Here is a 15,686-nt window from a genome sequence, read left to right as displayed (position 1 = left end):
CGCCCGCGCCGCCCGAAGCTGCGGCCGCCCCCGCCGAAGCCCCGCCCGAGGCGGCGCCGGTTCTGGACACCATCGCGCCGACGGCGGGCCGGCTGGATCGGCTACGAGGTCGGCTGGCCAAGTCGCAGAACGCGCTGGGGCGCAGCGTGCTGGGGCTGCTGGGCGCCGGCGACCTCGACGAGGACTCGTGGGAAGAGGTCGAGGACACCCTGCTCATCGCCGACCTGGGGCCGGTGGTGACCGCGTCGGTGATGGAACAGCTGCGCAGCAGGCTCGTCTCCAGCGGGGCCCGAACCGGGGCCGACGCGCGCGCGGTGTTACGGGATGCGCTGATCTCCGAGCTGCACCCCGAGTTCGACCGGTCCATCAGGGCGTTGCCGCACGCCGACGCTCCCTCGGTGCTGCTGGTGGTCGGCGTCAACGGCACCGGGAAGACGACCACGGTCGGCAAACTGGCGCGGGTGCTCGTCGCCGACGGCCGCCGGGTGGTGCTCGGAGCCGCCGACACGTTCCGCGCCGCGGCCGCCGATCAGCTGCAGGCCTGGGGGTCGCGGGTCGGCGCGGAGGTGGTCCGCGGAGCTGAGGGCGCCGATCCGGCCTCGGTGGCATTCGACGCCGTGGACACGGGCATCGCCGACGGCGCCGACGTCGTCGTCGTCGACACCGCGGGCCGACTGCACACCAAGGCGGGCCTGATGGACGAACTCGGCAAGGTCAAACGGGTCGTGGGCAAACGGGCCGCCGTCGACGAGGTGCTGCTGGTGCTCGACGCGACCATCGGCCAGAACGGGCTGGCGCAGGCGCGGGTGTTTGCCGAGGTCGTCGACATCACCGGCGTGGTGCTCACCAAGCTGGACGGTACAGCCAAGGGCGGCATCGTCTTCCGCGTCCAGCAGGAGCTCGGTGTTCCGGTCAAGCTGGTGGGTCTCGGCGAAGGACCCGACGACCTGGCGCCGTTCGAGCCGGGCGCCTTCGTCGACGCGCTGCTGGGGTAGCGGGAAACCCCCGGACGATGCCCCGGAAAGGGGCTCCGGAGGGCCGGACGGGCCGGGGGGCGAAGTAGCCTGCCACGTCTTCGCCCGGCCCGCATCCCGGAACGGCATGAAACACAGGTGTAACAGATCTGGGGAAGCCGTTCACTTCAAAGAAACACAACAGAATCACAGGCGAAACCGCTTGCATCGAACCTTCTCGTGATGCCGATCCGTCGGCGCACGTCCAAAGGAGGTTCACACAAAGTGGTCTTAGCCTTGCCTGACGACCAGTTCCTGCCCTTCGGTCCAGATGGCCTAAGCGCGGGTGATACCGCGTGGGTCATCACGGCCACCGCCTTGGTGTTGTTCATGACACCCGGCCTGGCGTTCTTCTACGGCGGGTTGTCCCGCCAGAAGTCCGTCCTCAACATGATGATGATGTCGTTCGGCTCCATCGGGGTCGTCAGCATCATCTACGTGCTGTGGGGCTACTCGATGTCCTTCTCCTCGGCACACACCGGGGAGAGCGATATCTGGGGTGTTTTCGACAACCCCTTCTCCCTGTTCGGCGTTAGCCAACTGCTGGAGACCAAAGATCTCGGTGACGACGTCACCGGTTATGTGATGGGTGGTTTCGGGACGGTACCCGCCATCATCTGGGTCGCCTTCCAGCTCACCTTCGCCGTCATCACGGTCGCCCTGATCAGCGGTGCGGTCGCCGAGCGGATGAAGTTCGGCACGTGGCTGCTGTTCGGCGGCCTGTGGGCGACGCTGGTGTACTTCCCGCTGTCGCACATGGTCTGGGGCGGTGGTCTGCTGTCCGGGGCCGAGAGCAGCTTCGCTTCCTGGATGTTCGGAAGCACCGACGGTGAAGCCAACGTCGCGCCGATCGACTTCGCCGGTGGCACCGTGGTTCACATCAACGCCGGTATGGCCGCGCTGGTGCTGGTGCTGCTGATCGGCAAGCGGGTCGGATTCGGCAAGACCGCCTACCGGCCGCACAACATTCCGTGGGTGATGCTGGGTGCGGCGATCCTGTGGTTCGGCTGGTACGGCTTCAACGTCGGCTCCGAGGGGGCCGCGGACATGATCGCCGGCCAGGTGTTCGTCAACACCACCGCGGCCACCGCGGCCGCGATGATGGCCTGGCTCCTGGTGGAGAAGGTCCGTGACGGGCACGCCACCAGCGTCGGTGCCGCTTCGGGCATCGTGGCCGGCCTGGTCGCGATCACCCCGGCGTGCGGTGCGCTCTCACCGATCGGTTCGATCATCCTGGGGGCGATCGCGGGCATTCTGTCGGCGCTGGCCATCGGGCTGAAATACAAGTTCGGCTATGACGACTCGCTCGACGTGGTGGGTGTGCACCTGGTCTCCGGCCTCTGGGGCACCGTCGGAATCGGCTTCCTGGCAACCGAAACCGGGCTCTTCTACGGCGGCGGCATCAAGCAGCTGGTGGTGCAGGTCGTGATCGCTTTGTCGGCACTGATCTTCACCGGAGTGATGACCGTCATCATCGCTTACATCGTCAAGCCGCTGGGCTGGCGGGTCAGCGTCGAGGACGAGGAGCATGGAATTGACCAGGCCGAACACGCGGAGACGGCTTATGAACTCGCCTGATCGGGAACAATCGACAGTGTCTGGGAAGGGGCCGACCAAATGAAGCTGATCACTGCGATCGTTAAACCGTTCACGCTCGAAGACGTCAAGACCGGACTCGAACAGACGGGTATCCTCGGTATGACCGTCAGCGAAGTCCAGGGATACGGACGCCAGAAGGGACACACCGAGGTCTACCGAGGCGCCGAGTACTCCGTGGATTTCGTGCCCAAGGTTCGCGTAGAGGTGGTGGTCGATGATTCCGCCGTCGACAAGGTGGTGGATGTCATCGTCCAGGCCGCCCGCACCGGCAAGATCGGTGACGGGAAGGTGTGGGTCAGCCCGGTCGAGACCGTGGTCCGGGTCCGCACCGGCGAGCGGGGGACCGACGCACTGTGAGCGACAACGTCTGAGCGTCCCCCGGGCCCGTGCCGAGTGAGCACTTGTCGGTATAGAGCCCGGGAGGACTGCAGATGACACGATCAGAAGAATCCGCCGCCGGCGCCTCCGATCAGGGGGCCCCGGCGGCGGGCTCTTTCAACCCGACCGCAAAACCCGCCTCCGATCTGGCCGCGGCCGTGCGCCAGTTGGTGACCGGGGGAGCGCGGCAACTGGACGCGGCGGCGCTGCGCGACGCCCTGCTCGACCTGCACGAGTTCTGGCTCGCCACCAAGGCCACCGAGATCGGTATCACCCCGACCAGCGGGCTGGCCATCGTTGCGACCGGCGGCCTCGGCCGGGGTGAGATGGTGCCGTTCTCCGATCTCGACCTGATGCTGTTGCACGACAACCTGTCGCAGGATCAGGTCAGCGAGGTCGCCGAGCGGTTGTGGTATCCGTTGTGGGACGCCAATATTCGCCTCGACCACAGCGTGCGTACGGTTCCGGAGGCGCTGCAGGTCGCCGGTGAGGACACCTCGGCGGGTCTGGCCATGCTCGAGGCGCGCCACATCGCCGGCGACTCCGAGCTCTCGTCGTTGCTCATCGGCGGGGCGCGCCGGCAGTGGCGCACCGGAATCGCGGCCCGTTTCGACGAACTCGTCGAGCACGCCCAGGACCGCTGGCAGCGGTTCGGCCAGATCGCCCACCGCGCCGAGCCCGACATCAAGAGCGGGCGCGGCGGTCTGCGTGACGTGCAGCTGCTCAACGCACTGGCGATCGCCCAACTGGCCGACGTCTATCCGAGCCAGTCGCTGGCATCGCCGAGCGGCTCGCTCGGCGGCGCCCACCTGGCGCTGCTGAACGTGCGTACCGAACTGCACCGGGTCTCGGGCCGGGGGCGCGACACGCTGCTGGCCCAGCACGCCGACGAGATCGGAGCCGCACTGCAGATCGGTGATCGCTTCGACCTGGCCCGCATGCTCTCCGACGCTGCCCGCACCGTCAGCTATTACGTCGACGCCGGTATTCGCACCGCCGGAAACGCCCTGCCGCGCCGTGGTTTTTCGGCCCTGCGGCGCCCGGCGCGGCGTCCGCTGGACGAGGGCGTCATCGAGTTCAACGGCGAAGTCATCCTGGCCCGCGACGCCCGGCCCGAGCGGGACCCGGGCCTGGTGCTGCGGGTGGCGGCCGCCTCCGCGATCACCGGGCTGCCGATGTCCTCGTCGACGCTGAGCCGCCTCGCCGATTCGGCGCCCGAACTGCGCACCCCGTGGCCCCGGCAGGCGCTCAAGGACCTTCTCGTGCTGTTGGCCGCGGGCCCGTCGACGGTGGCCACCGTGGAGGCGCTGGACCGCACCGGCCTGTGGGGCCGGCTGTTCCCCGAATGGGGGGCGGTGCGCGACCTGCCGCCACGCGACGTGATCCACATCTGGACCGTCGACCGCCATCTCATCGAGACTGTCTCGCGGGCGAGCTCTTTCACCACCCGGGTGTCACGACCCGACCTGCTGATGCTGGGCGCCCTGCTGCACGACATCGGCAAGGGGCGCGGGGGCGACCACAGCGTGATCGGCGCCGAGCTGGCCACCCAGGTCGGCACCCGGCTGGGCCTGTGGCCGTCGGACATCGAGACGTTGTCGGCCATCGTGCGTTTCCACCTGCTGCTGCCCGACACCGCCACCCGCAAGGATCTGCAGGACCCCGAGGTGATCAACGCGGTGGCCAACGCGCTCGGCGGCGACGCGGTGCTGCTGGAGCTGCTGCACGTGCTGGCCGAGGCGGATTCGTTGGCGACCGGCCCCGGCGTGTGGGGCGACTGGAAGTCCTCCCTGATCGGGGATCTGGTGCGCCGGTGCCGGCTGGTGATGGCCGGTGAACCGCTGCCGCAGGCCGACCCGATCGATGCCCGCCACCTGGCGCTGGTCGAGGACGTCGGTGGGGTGCGGGTGGAGATGAGCCGCATCGACAACAGCCACACCTACAGCGTGACGGTCATCGCCCCGGACACCCGCGGGCTGCTGTCCAAGGCCGCCGGTGTGCTGGCGCTGAGCTCGCTGCGGGTGCACTCGGCGTCGGTGAACAGCCACCGCGGCTTCGCCATCAACACGTTCATGGTGTCGCCGCACTTCGGCGCCCCGCCGGCGGCCGAGCTGCTGCGTCAGCAGTTCATCCTCGCGCTCAACGGGGAACTGGACGTCTACGCGTCGCTGGACAAACGCGACCGGGACGCCCAGGGCACCGCCCGCGTCGGGGAACCGCCCCCCGCGGTCCCGATCAGGCCGCCGGCCGCGCCGCCCAGGATTCTCTGGCACGGCGACCCCGCCGCCGGCCAGCTGGTGGCCGAGGTCCGCACCACCGACAGGTCCGGTCTGCTGGCGATCCTCACCCACGTGCTGGAGCGCTTCGGCGCCGACATCACCTGGGCGAAGGTGACCACACTGGGATCGTCGGTGGTCGACGTCTTCGGGATCAGCGGGTCGGAGCTGGCCGACAAACGGGCCGAGCTGGAACGCGAGCTCTATGCGGTGCTGCCGGCGCCACCGCCGCCCAAGCCGGTCCAGGAGGCCAGCTGACGGGTTCTGACGGGTTCGCCCCGGGTGCGGGCCCTGGGCTCGTGGGCGGCCCCGGATGCACCCCGGATGCCACCGTGCGCCCCGCCGGTCAGCGGCGGAACACCACCCAGCGCATCGCGCTGTACATGTAGACCGCCTCGCAGCCGCCGGCGGCGATGCGGGCCAGGTGGTAGTCGACACCCAGCGCGGCCAACCCGCTGGTCACGCCGAGGATGAACAGCAGATAGTTGATGGCGACGACCACGACATAGACCGCGATCTGCGGTCCGACCCGCGCGTGTGAGGAGAAGTTGAAGATCCGGTTGAGCGTGAAGGCCAACGCGAACGCCGTGGCGTAGGCGATCGTGATGGCGACCGGCAGCGGCGCTCCCAGCCCGGAGTGCAGCGCGGTGAGCACCGTCAGATCCACCGCGAAGGTGCCGCTGTTGATGATCGCGAACCCGAGGAAGGTCGGCGCGACAACGGAATCCAGACCGAACGGCAGCCGCGCGACGACGGCCGCGCACAGCCGGTGGAAGCGCTCCACGGCCGCCGGGACCGGGGTGGGTCTCGAGTCCGGAACGGCGTACACGTCGTCACTGTGCCAGCCCCATGCCAGCTCCAAGCCAGCCCCGGGTGTCGAAAACGTGAGCGCGAAACGAACTTCACGCACCCGGACCGGTCGGCTCGCCGGTGCCGCCCCCGGAGCGGTCCGGCCCGCACCAGTAGGCTTGGCACGTGTTTGAATCGCTCTCCGACCGGTTGACCGGGGCGCTGACCGGCCTACGTGGCAAGGGCCGGCTGACCGACGCCGACATCGACGCCACCGCGCGCGAGATCAGACTCGCGCTGCTGGAAGCCGACGTGTCGCTGCCGGTCGTGCGGGCGTTCATCGGGCGGATCAAGGAACGCGCCAAGGGTGCCGAGGTGTCGGCGGCGCTGAACCCGGCCCAGCAGGTCGTCAAGATCGTCAACGAGGAGCTGGTCGGCATCCTCGGCGGTGAGACGCGCCGGTTGGCCTACGCCAAGAACCCGCCGACCGTCATCATGCTGGCGGGCCTGCAGGGCGCCGGTAAGACGACCCTGGCCGGCAAACTCGCCAAATGGTTGAAAGGGCAGGGACACACCCCGCTGTTGGTGGCCTGCGACCTGCAGCGCCCCGGCGCGGTCAACCAGCTCAAGATCACCGGTGAGCGAGCCGGCGCCGACGTGTTCGCCCCGCACCCCGGCACCGCCGCCGAGGCCCCCGAGACCGAGGGCGGGGGACCCGGGGACCCCGTCGCGGTGGCCGCCGCCGGCCTCGCCGAGGCGCGGTCCAAGCACTACGACGTGATGATCGTCGACACGGCCGGCCGGCTGGGCATCGACGAGGTGCTGATGGCGCAGGCCGCCGCGATCCGCGATGCCGTCCACCCCGACGAGACGCTGTTCGTGCTCGACGCGATGATCGGTCAGGACGCGGTGTCGACCGCCGAGGCCTTCGGCGCCGGCGTCGGCTTCACCGGTGTCGTGCTGACCAAGCTCGACGGCGACGCCCGCGGCGGCGCGGCCCTGTCGGTGCGTGAGGTCACCGGTGTGCCCATCCTGTTCGCCTCCACCGGGGAGAAGCTGGAGGACTTCGACGTCTTCCACCCGGACCGGATGGCCAGCCGCATCCTGGGCATGGGCGACGTGCTGAGCCTGATCGAGCAGGCCGAGCAGGTCTTCGATCAGCAGAAGGCCGAGGAGGCCGCCGCCAAGATCGGCTCCGGCGAACTCACGCTGGAGGACTTCCTCGAGCAGATGCTGGCCATCCGCAAGATGGGCCCGATCGGCAACCTGCTGGGCATGCTGCCCGGTGCCGGCCAGATGAAGGACGCCCTGGCCGCCGTCGACGACAAGCAACTGGACCGGCTGCAGGCGATCATCCGCGGCATGACCCCGGCCGAGCGTGCCGACCCCAAGATCATCAACGCCTCACGGCGGCTGCGGATCGCCAACGGCTCCGGGGTCACCGTGTCCGAGGTCAACCAGCTCGTCGACCGGTTCTTCGAGGCCCGCAAGATGATGTCGTCGATGGCCGGCAAGTTCGGCATGCCCGGCGTCGGTCGCAAGAACACCAAGAGCAAGGGCAAGAACGCGAAGGGCAAGAAGGGGCAGAAGGGCCGCAAGAAGGGCCCCACCCCGCCGAAGGTGAACAACCCGCTGGGCGCGCCGATGGCCGGCGGATTCCCCGACCTGTCGCAGATGCCGCCGGGCCTCGACGAGCTGCCGCCGGGGCTGGCCGACTTCGACCTGTCCAAACTGAAGTTCCCGGGGCAGAAGTAGGCCCGGGGTCCAGACGGTACGGCCGGACGGTACAGAAGTGCGCACAGTCCAGAACGCTCCCGGGGCGCTGCACCTGCGCGGACGCTCGCTGCCCGACGGCGAGGCCGTCGAGTGGTGGGTGCGCGACGGTGTCCTCAGCGCCGAACCGGTCGCCTCCGCGCAGACCGTCTTCTCCGACGGCTGGCTGCTGCCCGGGCTGGTGGACGCGCACTGCCACGTCGGGCTGGGCTTCCACGGTCCCACCACCCTCGACGAGGCCGCCGGGCAGGCCGAGACCGAGCGCGACGCCGGGGCGCTGCTGCTGCGCGACGCCGGTTCCCCGGTGGACACCCGCAGCTTCGACGAGCGTGCGGACTTGCCGCGCATCATCCGCGCCGGCCGCCACCTGGCGCGGCCCAAGCGCTACATCCCGCGCCTGCCCATCGACATCGAGGACGAGGCCGACCTGCCCGCCGCCGTCGCCGAACAGGCCCGCTTCGGCGACGGTTGGGTCAAGCTGGTCGGCGACTGGATCGACCGCGGGGTCGGCGACCTGGCGCCGCTGTGGTCCGACGACATCCTCAAGGCCGCGATACGGGCCGCCCACGACAACGGGGCCCGCGTCACCGCGCACGTCTTCGGCGAGGACGCGTTGCCCGGGCTGATCGGTGCCGGCATCGACTGCATCGAACACGGCACCGGACTGACCGACGAGACCATCGAGGCGATGGTCTCCCACGGCACGGCGCTGGTGCCGACCCTGATCAACATCGAGAACTTCCCGGGATTCGCCGACGCGGCCACGAAGTACCCCACGTACGCCGCGCACATGCGTGACCTCTACGCCCGCTGTGCGCAGCGGATCGGCGCCGCCCACGACGCGGGGGTGCCGATCTTCGCCGGCACCGACGCGGGCGGGGGCATCGCCCATGGCCGCATCGCCGACGAGGTGCAGGCGCTCACGGGCATCGGTATGACCCCCACCGAGGCCCTGGGCGCCGCGTCGTGGGCCGCGCGGCAGTGGCTGGGCCGGCCGGGCCTTGAGCACGGCGCGCCCGCCGACCTGGTGTGCTATTCCGCCGATCCCCGCCGGCCGGGCGTTCTCGACCACCCCGACGTGGTGATCCTGCGCGGGCGGGTGTTCGCCGGCCCGGCGCCGGTCTGAGCGCGTACGGCGGCGCCCGCGGGCCTCAGGGCCGGGCGAATCCCCAGTCGAACAGGTCGACGGCCTGCCCGTAGAGGTCGCCGGTGCCGTACATCTGCACGACGATCAGCCGCCGGTTTCCGCGCTGGGCCGCCCCGATGTAGGTCTTGCGGGCCAGGTTGGTGTAGCCGGTCTTGCCGGCGAGGTCGCCGGGGTAGCGCCGCAGCAGCTCGTTCTGGTTGACGATCGTCTTGTAGCCGGTCCGGTCCGGGAACTGCGCCTCGGGCTGTCGCATGATGTGGGCGATCAGCGGATATCTCAGCGCGGCGCGCAGCATCACGGCCAGGTCGTGCGGGGTGGTCACCGACTCCCAGCCCGGCCCGTCCAGCCCCGACGGCGAGGAGGCCCGGGTGCTGCGGGCCCCCAGCTGGGCGGCCTTGACGTTCATCCGCCACACCGCGGCGCGCATCCCGCCGAGCATGTCACCGAGCAGATTGGCGGCGTCGTTGCCCGACACCAGCAGCAGACCTTCCAGCAGCTGGCGGGTGGTGTAGACCTGGCCGGGCACCAGACCGACGCAGGAGCATTCGACCCGGGTGTGCACCGGGGCCGCGCGCACCGCCGCGCCCGGATGCAGGTGGTCGAGTACGACCATCGCCAGCAGCACCTTGATGGTGCTGGCGGGAGCGTGCGGCTGGTAGGGGTTCTTCGAGGCCAGGATGCTTCCGGTGTCCATATCGGCCAGCAGCCAGGCCGCGGCCGGGCCGTCGGGGGCCGCGAGCGCGCCGGCCGGGCCGGGGTCGGGGGCCGCGGCGGCACGGCCGCCTATCGGCCCGGCGCCCACGACGAGGGCCACGAGAGCCACGGAGGACGCGAAGGACGCGAAAAACCTCGTCAGAGCCGGCAGGCTCACCACGGCTGCCGCCGGCAGAAAGCGGCGCGAAACGGGGCGCACGAGGGCCGAGCGTAGCCAGGGGGTGTCTCGAAACGGCCGCGGAACGGCAACGTTCGGCGCTCCCGTCGCGGGGCGCACTCATCTGTGGGCGGTCGGTGCTGGGCGGTGGGAGCCCTACAGCATGCCGACGCTGGCGTTGCGGTCCAGCGCGAAGCCCCAGTCCAGCAGGCTCGAGGCCTGATCCCAGTAGGTCGGGCCGCCCTCCTTGACCAGCCCGTACATCATGGCGACCACGAGCCTGCGGTCGCCGCGCTGCGCGGCACCGACGTAGGTCTTCTTGGCGACGTCGGTGAATCCCGTCTTGCCGCCCAGCATCCCGGGGTAGCCGAACAGCAGCTCGTTCTGGTTCACCAGCTCGCGGGGCCCGTCGGGGCCCGGGAAGGGCGCCCGCGGCGTCGCGGTGATCTGTGCGAACGCCGGATTGGCCAGCGCGGCGCGGAAGATGATCGCCAGGTCGTGCGGGGTGGTGAAGCCGTCGATACCGGGACCGTTGAGGCCCGACGGAGACCCGGCCAGGGTGTCGTGCGCGCCCAGGGCGGCGGCCTTGGCGTTCATCTTTGCCACCGCGGGGCCGATCCCCCCGAGCATGTGCGCCAGGGTGTTGGCGGCGTCGTTGCCCGACACCAGCAACAAACCGTCGAGCAGCTGGCGGGTGGTGTAGGTGGCTCCGGGCCGTACCCCGGCGCAGTTGCACTCGACATCGGCGTCGGCGGCGTCGGCCACGACGGTGGCGTCCAGCGGCAGCTCGTCGAGCACCACCTGGGCGAGCAGGACCTTGATGGTGCTGGCGGGGGCGTGGCGGACGTTCTCACCGCTTCCGGCCAGGATCTGGCCGCTGTCGAGGTCGGCGACCACCCAGGTCGGCGCCGGCCCCGGCGGGATGGGCGCCGAGCCCACCGGCTGGACGTCCACGGTGTCGGCGCCGGCGCCGGGGGAGCCCGCCAGCGTCACGCTGGCGAGCAGCACCGCGAGCGCGGCAAGCAGTTTCGGCGCGGCGGCTGGCTTCCACATGGGGGCTGAGCCTAACCCTGGCCCAACCCCGCACGCACGCCGGCGGATCCCGCGGTGTTGAATGCAGACATGCTGAGTCTGGAGGAGATCTCCGACCGGTTGGAGATCCAGCAGCTTCTGGTCGACTACTCCACCGCCATCGATCAGCGCCGCTTCGATGACCTCGACCGGGTGTTCACCCCGGACGCCTACATCGACTACCGCGCGATGGGCGGCATCGACGGCCGCTACCCCGAGGTGAAGGCCTGGCTGGCCGAGGTGCTGCCCAACTTCCCGGCCTACTCGCACATGCTGGGAAACCTGTCGGTCGTCATCGACGGCGACACCGCCAGCTCCCGCGTGATCTGTTTCAACCCGATGGTGCTCGACTCGGAGAACGGGCAGGCGGACAAGCAGGTGCTGTTCTGCGGGCTGTGGTACGACGACGAATTCATCCGCACGCCGGACGGCTGGCGGATGACGTCTCGGGTAGAGACGAAGTGCTTTGACAAACTAGTCTGACCAGATGTGACCGACGTCGACGAGTTCGTCCCGGAATCCATCGTCAGAAGCGTCGAACGAGCGGTCGATCACGGCTCCTTCGCCGAACTCACCGCCACGTTGAGCGCCCTGCCCACCGGCCAGATCCTCGACATCCTCGAGCGCCTGGACAGCAAGCGACGGGCCGTCGCCTACCGCATGCTCCCGAAGGGGCGGGCGCTGGAGGTCTTCGAGGTGCTCGACCCCAGCCTGCAGAGCGATCTGGTGGGGGCGCTGCAGGACGAGCACACCGCCGAGCTGTTCGCCGACATGGACCCCGACGACCGCGTCGAGCTGCTCGACGAGCTGCCCGCCAACGTGGCCCGCCGGCTGCTGCAGGGCCTGCCCGCCGACGAACGGGACATGACCGCGGAAATCCTCGGCTATCAGCACGGCTCGATCGGCCGCCGGATGAGCCCGGAATTCGTGCGGGTGCGGCCCGAATGGACCACCGCCACCGCGCTGACCAAGCTGGCCGACCACCTCGAGGACGCCGAGACGGTCTACACGCTGCCGGTCACCGACGAGGACCGCACGCTGATCGGCGTGGTCAGCCTGCGTGAACTGCTCAAGGCCCCACCGGGGACGACGATCGCCGAGGTGATGCAGCCCGCGCAGTGGGTGCACGCCACCGACGACGCCGAGACGGCCGCGCGGCGCTGCGCGGACCTGAAGATGCTGGCGCTGCCGGTCGTCGACAACGACACCCGCATCGTCGGCATCCTGACGGTCGACGACGCGCTGTCGATCCTGGAGGACGCCGACTCCGAGGACCAGGCCCGCATCGGCGGCGTCGAACCGCTGCGCCGGCCCTACCTGACCGCCCCGGTGCTGGGACTGATGCGGTCGCGGGTGGTGTGGCTGCTGGTCCTGGCCGTCGGCGCGACGCTGACCGTGCAGGTCCTCGAGGTCTTCGAGGACACCCTCGCCGAGGTGGTGACCCTCGCGCTGTTCATTCCGCTGCTGATCGGAACCGGCGGCAACACCGGAAACCAGGCGGCGACCACGGTGACCCGGGCGCTGGCGCTCGGCGATGTCCGCCCCCGCGACCTGGGCAAGGTGCTCTTCCGGGAGTTCCGCGTCGGTCTGTCGCTGGGTGTCGTGCTCGGCGCCATCGCGTTCCTGATCGTCTCGATCATCTACAGCGTGTCCATCGGCACCGTCATCGGGCTGACCTTCCTGGCGTTGTGCACCATGGCCGCGACCGTGGGCGGGGGGATGCCGATGCTGGCGCGCGCGATCCGGGCCGATCCCGCCGTGTTCGCCAATCCGTTCATCTCGACGTTCGTCGATGCCAGCGGCCTGCTGGTCTACTTCTTCATCGCCAAGGCGGTGCTGGGGATCTGAGGCCGGACCGCGATTTTTGGTGACGCGGCCGGTTCTGGCACAATCTAGGGCTGTCCGCCGCGCGGTTTCCTCCGTGGATGCGCCGTGCGCTGGTCACACACGCGAGGCAAAACCGGATCCTGGCATCCCGCCCGAGATCGCTGAATTGCAGCGTGGCAATCCGAGGAGAAACGTTTCACCATGGCTGTCAAGATCAAGCTCACCCGGCTTGGCAAGATCCGCAACCCCCAGTACCGCATCGCCGTCGCCGACGCGCGCACCCGCCGTGACGGGCGCGCCATCGAGATCATCGGCCGGTACCACCCCAAGGAAGACCCGAGCCTGATCGAGATCGACTCGGAGCGCGCGCAGTACTGGCTCGGCGTCGGTGCTCAGCCCACCGAGCCCGTCCTGGCCCTGCTCAAGATCACCGGCGACTGGCAGAAGTTCAAGGGCCTGCCGGGCGCCGAGGGGACCCTCAAGCTCAAGGAGCCCAAGCCCTCCAAGCTGGACCTGTTCAACGCCGCGCTGGCGGCCGCCGACGGTGCGCCCGCCGGTGAGGCCACCCAGCCGAAGAAGAAGAAGGCTCCCGCGAAGAAGGCCGAGCAGGACGCCGCCGAGTCTGCCGCGGAGCCCGCTGCTGAGTCTGCCGCCGAGACCAGCGCCGAGACCAGCTCGGAGACCAGCGCCGAGACCAGTTCGGAGACCACCGCCGAATGAGCACCGTCGTCGTCGACGCCGTCGAGCACCTGGTGCGCGGGATCGTCGACAACCCCGATGACGTCCGCGTCGACATGGTGACCAGCCGGCGCGGTCGCACCGTCGAGGTGCACGTCCATCCCGACGACCTCGGCAAGGTCATCGGCCGGGGCGGCCGGACCGCCACCGCGCTGCGCACACTCGTGGCCGGTATCGGTGGACGCGGCATCCGCGTCGACGTGGTGGACACCGACCAGTAGGTCGACCGGGGCATGGAACTGGTCGTCGGGCGCGTGGTCAAGGCCCACGGGATCGCCGGCGAGCTGGTGGTCGAGGTTCGCACCGACGATCCCGACGCGCGATTCGTCCCGGGCACCGTGCTGCGCGGCCGGGCGCCCAGGGGCGGGGGAGACCGCGACCTGGTGGTCGATTCCGTGCGCACACACGGCGGCCGGCTGTTGCTCCGGCTCGCCGGCGTCGGAGACCGTGATGCGGCGGACGCGTTGCGCGGGATGCTGTTTCTGGTGGACTCCGGGCAGCTGCCGCCGATCGACGAGCCCGACGAGTTCTACGACCATCAGCTCGAGGGGCTGCGGGTCCGGCTCGTCGACGGGGCCGACATCGGCACCGTCACCGAGGTCGTGCACACCGCGGGCGGTGAACTGCTCTCGGTGAAAAGGGATTCCGGTTCCGAGGTGCTGGTGCCCTTCGTGTCGGCGATCGTCCCGACGGTTTCCCTGGCCGACGGCGTGGTCGAGATCGACCCGCCCGAGGGTCTGCTGGACCTCGAGTAGGGCCGCACCGATGCGCATCGACGTCGTCACCATCTTCCCCGGGTACCTCGAACCCCTGCGGCAGTCGCTGCCGGGCAAGGCCATTCAGTCGGGGCGGGTCGCGCTCGGGGTGCACGACCTGCGCGGGTGGACACACGATGTGCACCGTTCCGTCGACGATGCACCCTACGGCGGTGGGCCGGGCATGGTGATGCGTGCTCCGGTCTGGGGAGACGCCCTCGACGAACTCTGTTCGGAGAAGACCCTTCTGGTCATCCCCACCCCGGCGGGTGTGCCGTTCGACCAGGCGACCGCCGCGCGATGGAGCGGGGAAGAGCATCTGGTGTTCGCCTGCGGACGCTACGAGGGGATAGACCAGCGGGTCGCGATCGACGCGGCGCGGCGCATGCGCGTCGAGGAGGTTTCCATCGGTGACTACGTGCTGCCCGGGGGGGAATCCGCCGCCCTGGTGATGATCGAGGCGGTGGTGCGTCTGCTGCCCGAGGTGCTGGGCAATCCGCTTTCCTCGCAGGACGACTCACACTCCGCCCACGTCGGCGGGCTGCTGGAGGGGCCGAGCTACACCCGCCCGCCGAGCTGGCGGGGACTCGACGTTCCCGAGGTGTTGTTGTCGGGCAACCACGCCCGCGTCGACCAGTGGCGCCACGAACAGTCGCTGCAGCGCACCCGGCAGCGGCGGCCCGACCTGCTCGGCTAGATCCGGCCGTCCGGGAACATCGTCTTGACCGCCTGGGTGATGGTGGCGCGCGCGGTCGCGGCGTCGGTGGGCTGCAGTGAGTAGATCACCATCAGGTAGCGGCGGTCGGAGCCGATGATGCCGGTGGACAGATGCATCCAGTCCGATCCGACGCAGCACATCCAACCCTGTTTGACTGCAACGGGTTCGGCGTAGAGACCGTCGGGGATGCCGAAGCGCTGCGGGTACCCGTCGATACCGTTGGGGGTGGACTGGGCCAGGTTGTTGACGATGATGTTGGCCCGCTCCGGGGGTAGTCCGCCGGTGCCGTTGAGCAGCATGTCGTAGTACTGCACCAGATCCTGAGCGGAGGTGACGGTGTTCCACCAGCGCCCGTTGTCCGGCGGTGAGGTGGCGCCCAGCCCGTAGCGCCCGGCGACCCGGGTGATGATGGCGTCGCCGCCGCCGCGGTTCCAGAACATCTCGGCGGCATCGTCGTCGGAGGAGCGCAGCATCACGTCCAGGGATCTGCGGTCGTCCGGGGACAGGTCCGGCTCGCGCATCAGCAGATCGTCGGCGATGAACAGCTTGGCCACCGAGGCGGTCGCCAGGCCCCGGGTGTTGCCGCTGGACACCTCGTGCCCGGTCTCCCGGTCGAGCACCAGGAACGCGATGTCGGCGCCCTCGTCGGCGGCGTCGGTGGTGGCCTGAAGGGCCCGGGTGTTGAGCCCCGCGAACGGGGGCGCGGAGAGGTTCTGTGGCGAGTCCGGGGT

General features: G+C 69.8%; 16 protein-coding genes. 12 read left to right on the top strand and 4 right to left on the bottom strand.

Translation table 11 applies throughout. The features are described 5' to 3' along the window. The 4 genes from ftsY to CSR00_RS26630 form a co-directional block, all read left to right on the top strand. Nucleotides 1-995: signal recognition particle-docking protein FtsY (gene ftsY, locus CSR00_RS26645; RefSeq protein ID WP_099025408.1), on the top strand; the 995-nt coding region annotated here is incomplete at its 5' end. Nucleotides 996-1,238: 243 nt separating this feature from the next. Beyond that, nucleotides 1,239-2,591 (top strand): ammonium transporter, encoded by a 1,353-nt coding sequence (locus CSR00_RS26640; RefSeq protein WP_099025407.1) that lies wholly within the window; start codon nt 1,239-1,241, stop codon nt 2,589-2,591. A 39-nt stretch (nt 2,592-2,630) separates the two neighbouring features. Further along, entirely contained in the window at nt 2,631-2,969 is a 339-nt protein-coding gene (locus CSR00_RS26635) for a P-II family nitrogen regulator (protein WP_099025406.1), read from the top strand. Between the two features lie 74 nt (nt 2,970-3,043). Beyond that, nucleotides 3,044-5,524, top strand: a complete 2,481-nt coding sequence (locus CSR00_RS26630; protein ID WP_099025405.1) for a [protein-PII] uridylyltransferase — start codon at nt 3,044-3,046, stop codon at nt 5,522-5,524. An 88-nt stretch (nt 5,525-5,612) separates the two neighbouring features. Here the strand turns inward: CSR00_RS26630 and CSR00_RS26625 are convergent, their stop codons facing one another. After that, a complete protein-coding gene (locus CSR00_RS26625; RefSeq protein WP_245906576.1) occupies nt 5,613-6,095 on the bottom strand; it encodes a GtrA family protein in 483 nt (160 codons plus the stop codon). A gap of 146 nt (nt 6,096-6,241) precedes the next feature. Here CSR00_RS26625 and ffh point away from each other — a divergent pair, with 146 nt between their 5' ends. Continuing rightward, nucleotides 6,242-7,810: a signal recognition particle protein gene (gene ffh, locus CSR00_RS26620; protein ID WP_099025404.1), complete on the top strand. Its 1,569-nt coding sequence runs from the start codon at nt 6,242-6,244 to the stop codon at nt 7,808-7,810. 37 nt (nt 7,811-7,847) lie between these two features. Continuing rightward, entirely contained in the window at nt 7,848-8,954 is a 1,107-nt protein-coding gene (locus CSR00_RS26615; protein ID WP_099025403.1) for a metal-dependent hydrolase family protein, read from the top strand. A 25-nt stretch (nt 8,955-8,979) separates the two neighbouring features. Here CSR00_RS26615 and CSR00_RS26610 read toward each other — a convergent pair whose 3' ends face one another. Together CSR00_RS26610 and CSR00_RS26605 are read right to left on the bottom strand one after the other, a co-directional pair. After that, entirely contained in the window at nt 8,980-9,831 is an 852-nt protein-coding gene (locus tag CSR00_RS26610) for a D-alanyl-D-alanine carboxypeptidase family protein (protein WP_099025409.1), read from the bottom strand. Nucleotides 9,832-10,002: 171 nt separating this feature from the next. Further along, nucleotides 10,003-10,899, bottom strand: a complete 897-nt coding sequence (locus CSR00_RS26605; protein WP_099025402.1) for a D-alanyl-D-alanine carboxypeptidase family protein — start codon at nt 10,897-10,899, stop codon at nt 10,003-10,005. Nucleotides 10,900-10,968: 69 nt separating this feature from the next. On the opposite strand from CSR00_RS26605, the gene CSR00_RS26600 reads away from it, so the two are divergent. The 6 genes from CSR00_RS26600 to trmD all read left to right on the top strand — a co-directional run bounded on the left by CSR00_RS26600 (nt 10,969) and on the right by trmD (nt 14,934). Further along, a complete protein-coding gene (locus CSR00_RS26600) occupies nt 10,969-11,400 on the top strand; it encodes a nuclear transport factor 2 family protein (protein WP_099025401.1) in 432 nt (143 codons plus the stop codon). A gap of 6 nt (nt 11,401-11,406) precedes the next feature. Next, nucleotides 11,407-12,765, top strand: a complete 1,359-nt coding sequence (gene mgtE / locus CSR00_RS26595) for a magnesium transporter (RefSeq protein ID WP_099025400.1) — start codon at nt 11,407-11,409, stop codon at nt 12,763-12,765. A 180-nt stretch (nt 12,766-12,945) separates the two neighbouring features. Beyond that, the gene (gene rpsP, locus CSR00_RS26590) at nt 12,946-13,464 is read left to right on the top strand and encodes a 30S ribosomal protein S16 (protein ID WP_099025399.1); all 519 of its coding nucleotides are present in this window, start codon (nt 12,946-12,948) and stop codon (nt 13,462-13,464) included. Then, entirely contained in the window at nt 13,461-13,703 is a 243-nt protein-coding gene (locus tag CSR00_RS26585) for an RNA-binding protein (RefSeq protein ID WP_003878715.1), read from the top strand. Before rpsP ends, CSR00_RS26585 begins: the two co-directional genes overlap by 4 nt. Before the next feature lie 12 nt (nt 13,704-13,715). Next, the gene (gene rimM, locus CSR00_RS26580; protein WP_099025398.1) at nt 13,716-14,237 is read left to right on the top strand and encodes a ribosome maturation factor RimM; all 522 of its coding nucleotides are present in this window, start codon (nt 13,716-13,718) and stop codon (nt 14,235-14,237) included. Nucleotides 14,238-14,247: 10 nt separating this feature from the next. Beyond that, nucleotides 14,248-14,934, top strand: coding sequence for a tRNA (guanosine(37)-N1)-methyltransferase TrmD (gene trmD, locus CSR00_RS26575; RefSeq protein ID WP_099025397.1), 687 nt, complete (start codon nt 14,248-14,250; stop codon nt 14,932-14,934). On the opposite strand, the gene CSR00_RS26570 is transcribed toward trmD, so the two are convergent. Beyond that, a partial coding sequence (locus CSR00_RS26570) for a serine hydrolase (RefSeq protein WP_141564495.1) occupies nt 14,931-15,686 on the bottom strand: 756 nt, incomplete at its 5' end. The genes trmD and CSR00_RS26570 overlap by 4 nt on opposite strands.

The organism is Mycolicibacterium palauense (assembly GCF_002592005.1).
GTDB lineage: Bacteria > Actinomycetota > Actinomycetes > Mycobacteriales > Mycobacteriaceae > Mycobacterium > Mycobacterium palauense.
The sequence above is the reverse complement of the archived record's forward strand: the minus strand, read 5'-3'. Positions and strand labels throughout refer to the sequence as shown.

What these genes read in the sequence shown, in the direction of transcription:
- rimM (WP_099025398.1), top strand. Translation starts at nt 13,716, where the DNA reads ATGGAACTGGTCGTCGGGCGCGTGGTCAAGGCCCACGGGATCGCCGGC.
- rpsP (WP_099025399.1), top strand. Translation starts at nt 12,946, where the DNA reads ATGGCTGTCAAGATCAAGCTCACCCGGCTTGGCAAGATCCGCAACCCC.
- CSR00_RS26630 (WP_099025405.1), top strand. Translation starts at nt 3,044, where the DNA reads ATGACACGATCAGAAGAATCCGCCGCCGGCGCCTCCGATCAGGGGGCC.
- CSR00_RS26585 (WP_003878715.1), top strand. Translation starts at nt 13,461, where the DNA reads ATGAGCACCGTCGTCGTCGACGCCGTCGAGCACCTGGTGCGCGGGATC.
- CSR00_RS26605 (WP_099025402.1), bottom strand. Translation starts at nt 10,899, where the DNA reads ATGTGGAAGCCAGCCGCCGCGCCGAAACTGCTTGCCGCGCTCGCGGTG.
- CSR00_RS26600 (WP_099025401.1), top strand. Translation starts at nt 10,969, where the DNA reads ATGCTGAGTCTGGAGGAGATCTCCGACCGGTTGGAGATCCAGCAGCTT.
- trmD (WP_099025397.1), top strand. Translation starts at nt 14,248, where the DNA reads ATGCGCATCGACGTCGTCACCATCTTCCCCGGGTACCTCGAACCCCTG.
- CSR00_RS26635 (WP_099025406.1), top strand. Translation starts at nt 2,631, where the DNA reads ATGAAGCTGATCACTGCGATCGTTAAACCGTTCACGCTCGAAGACGTC.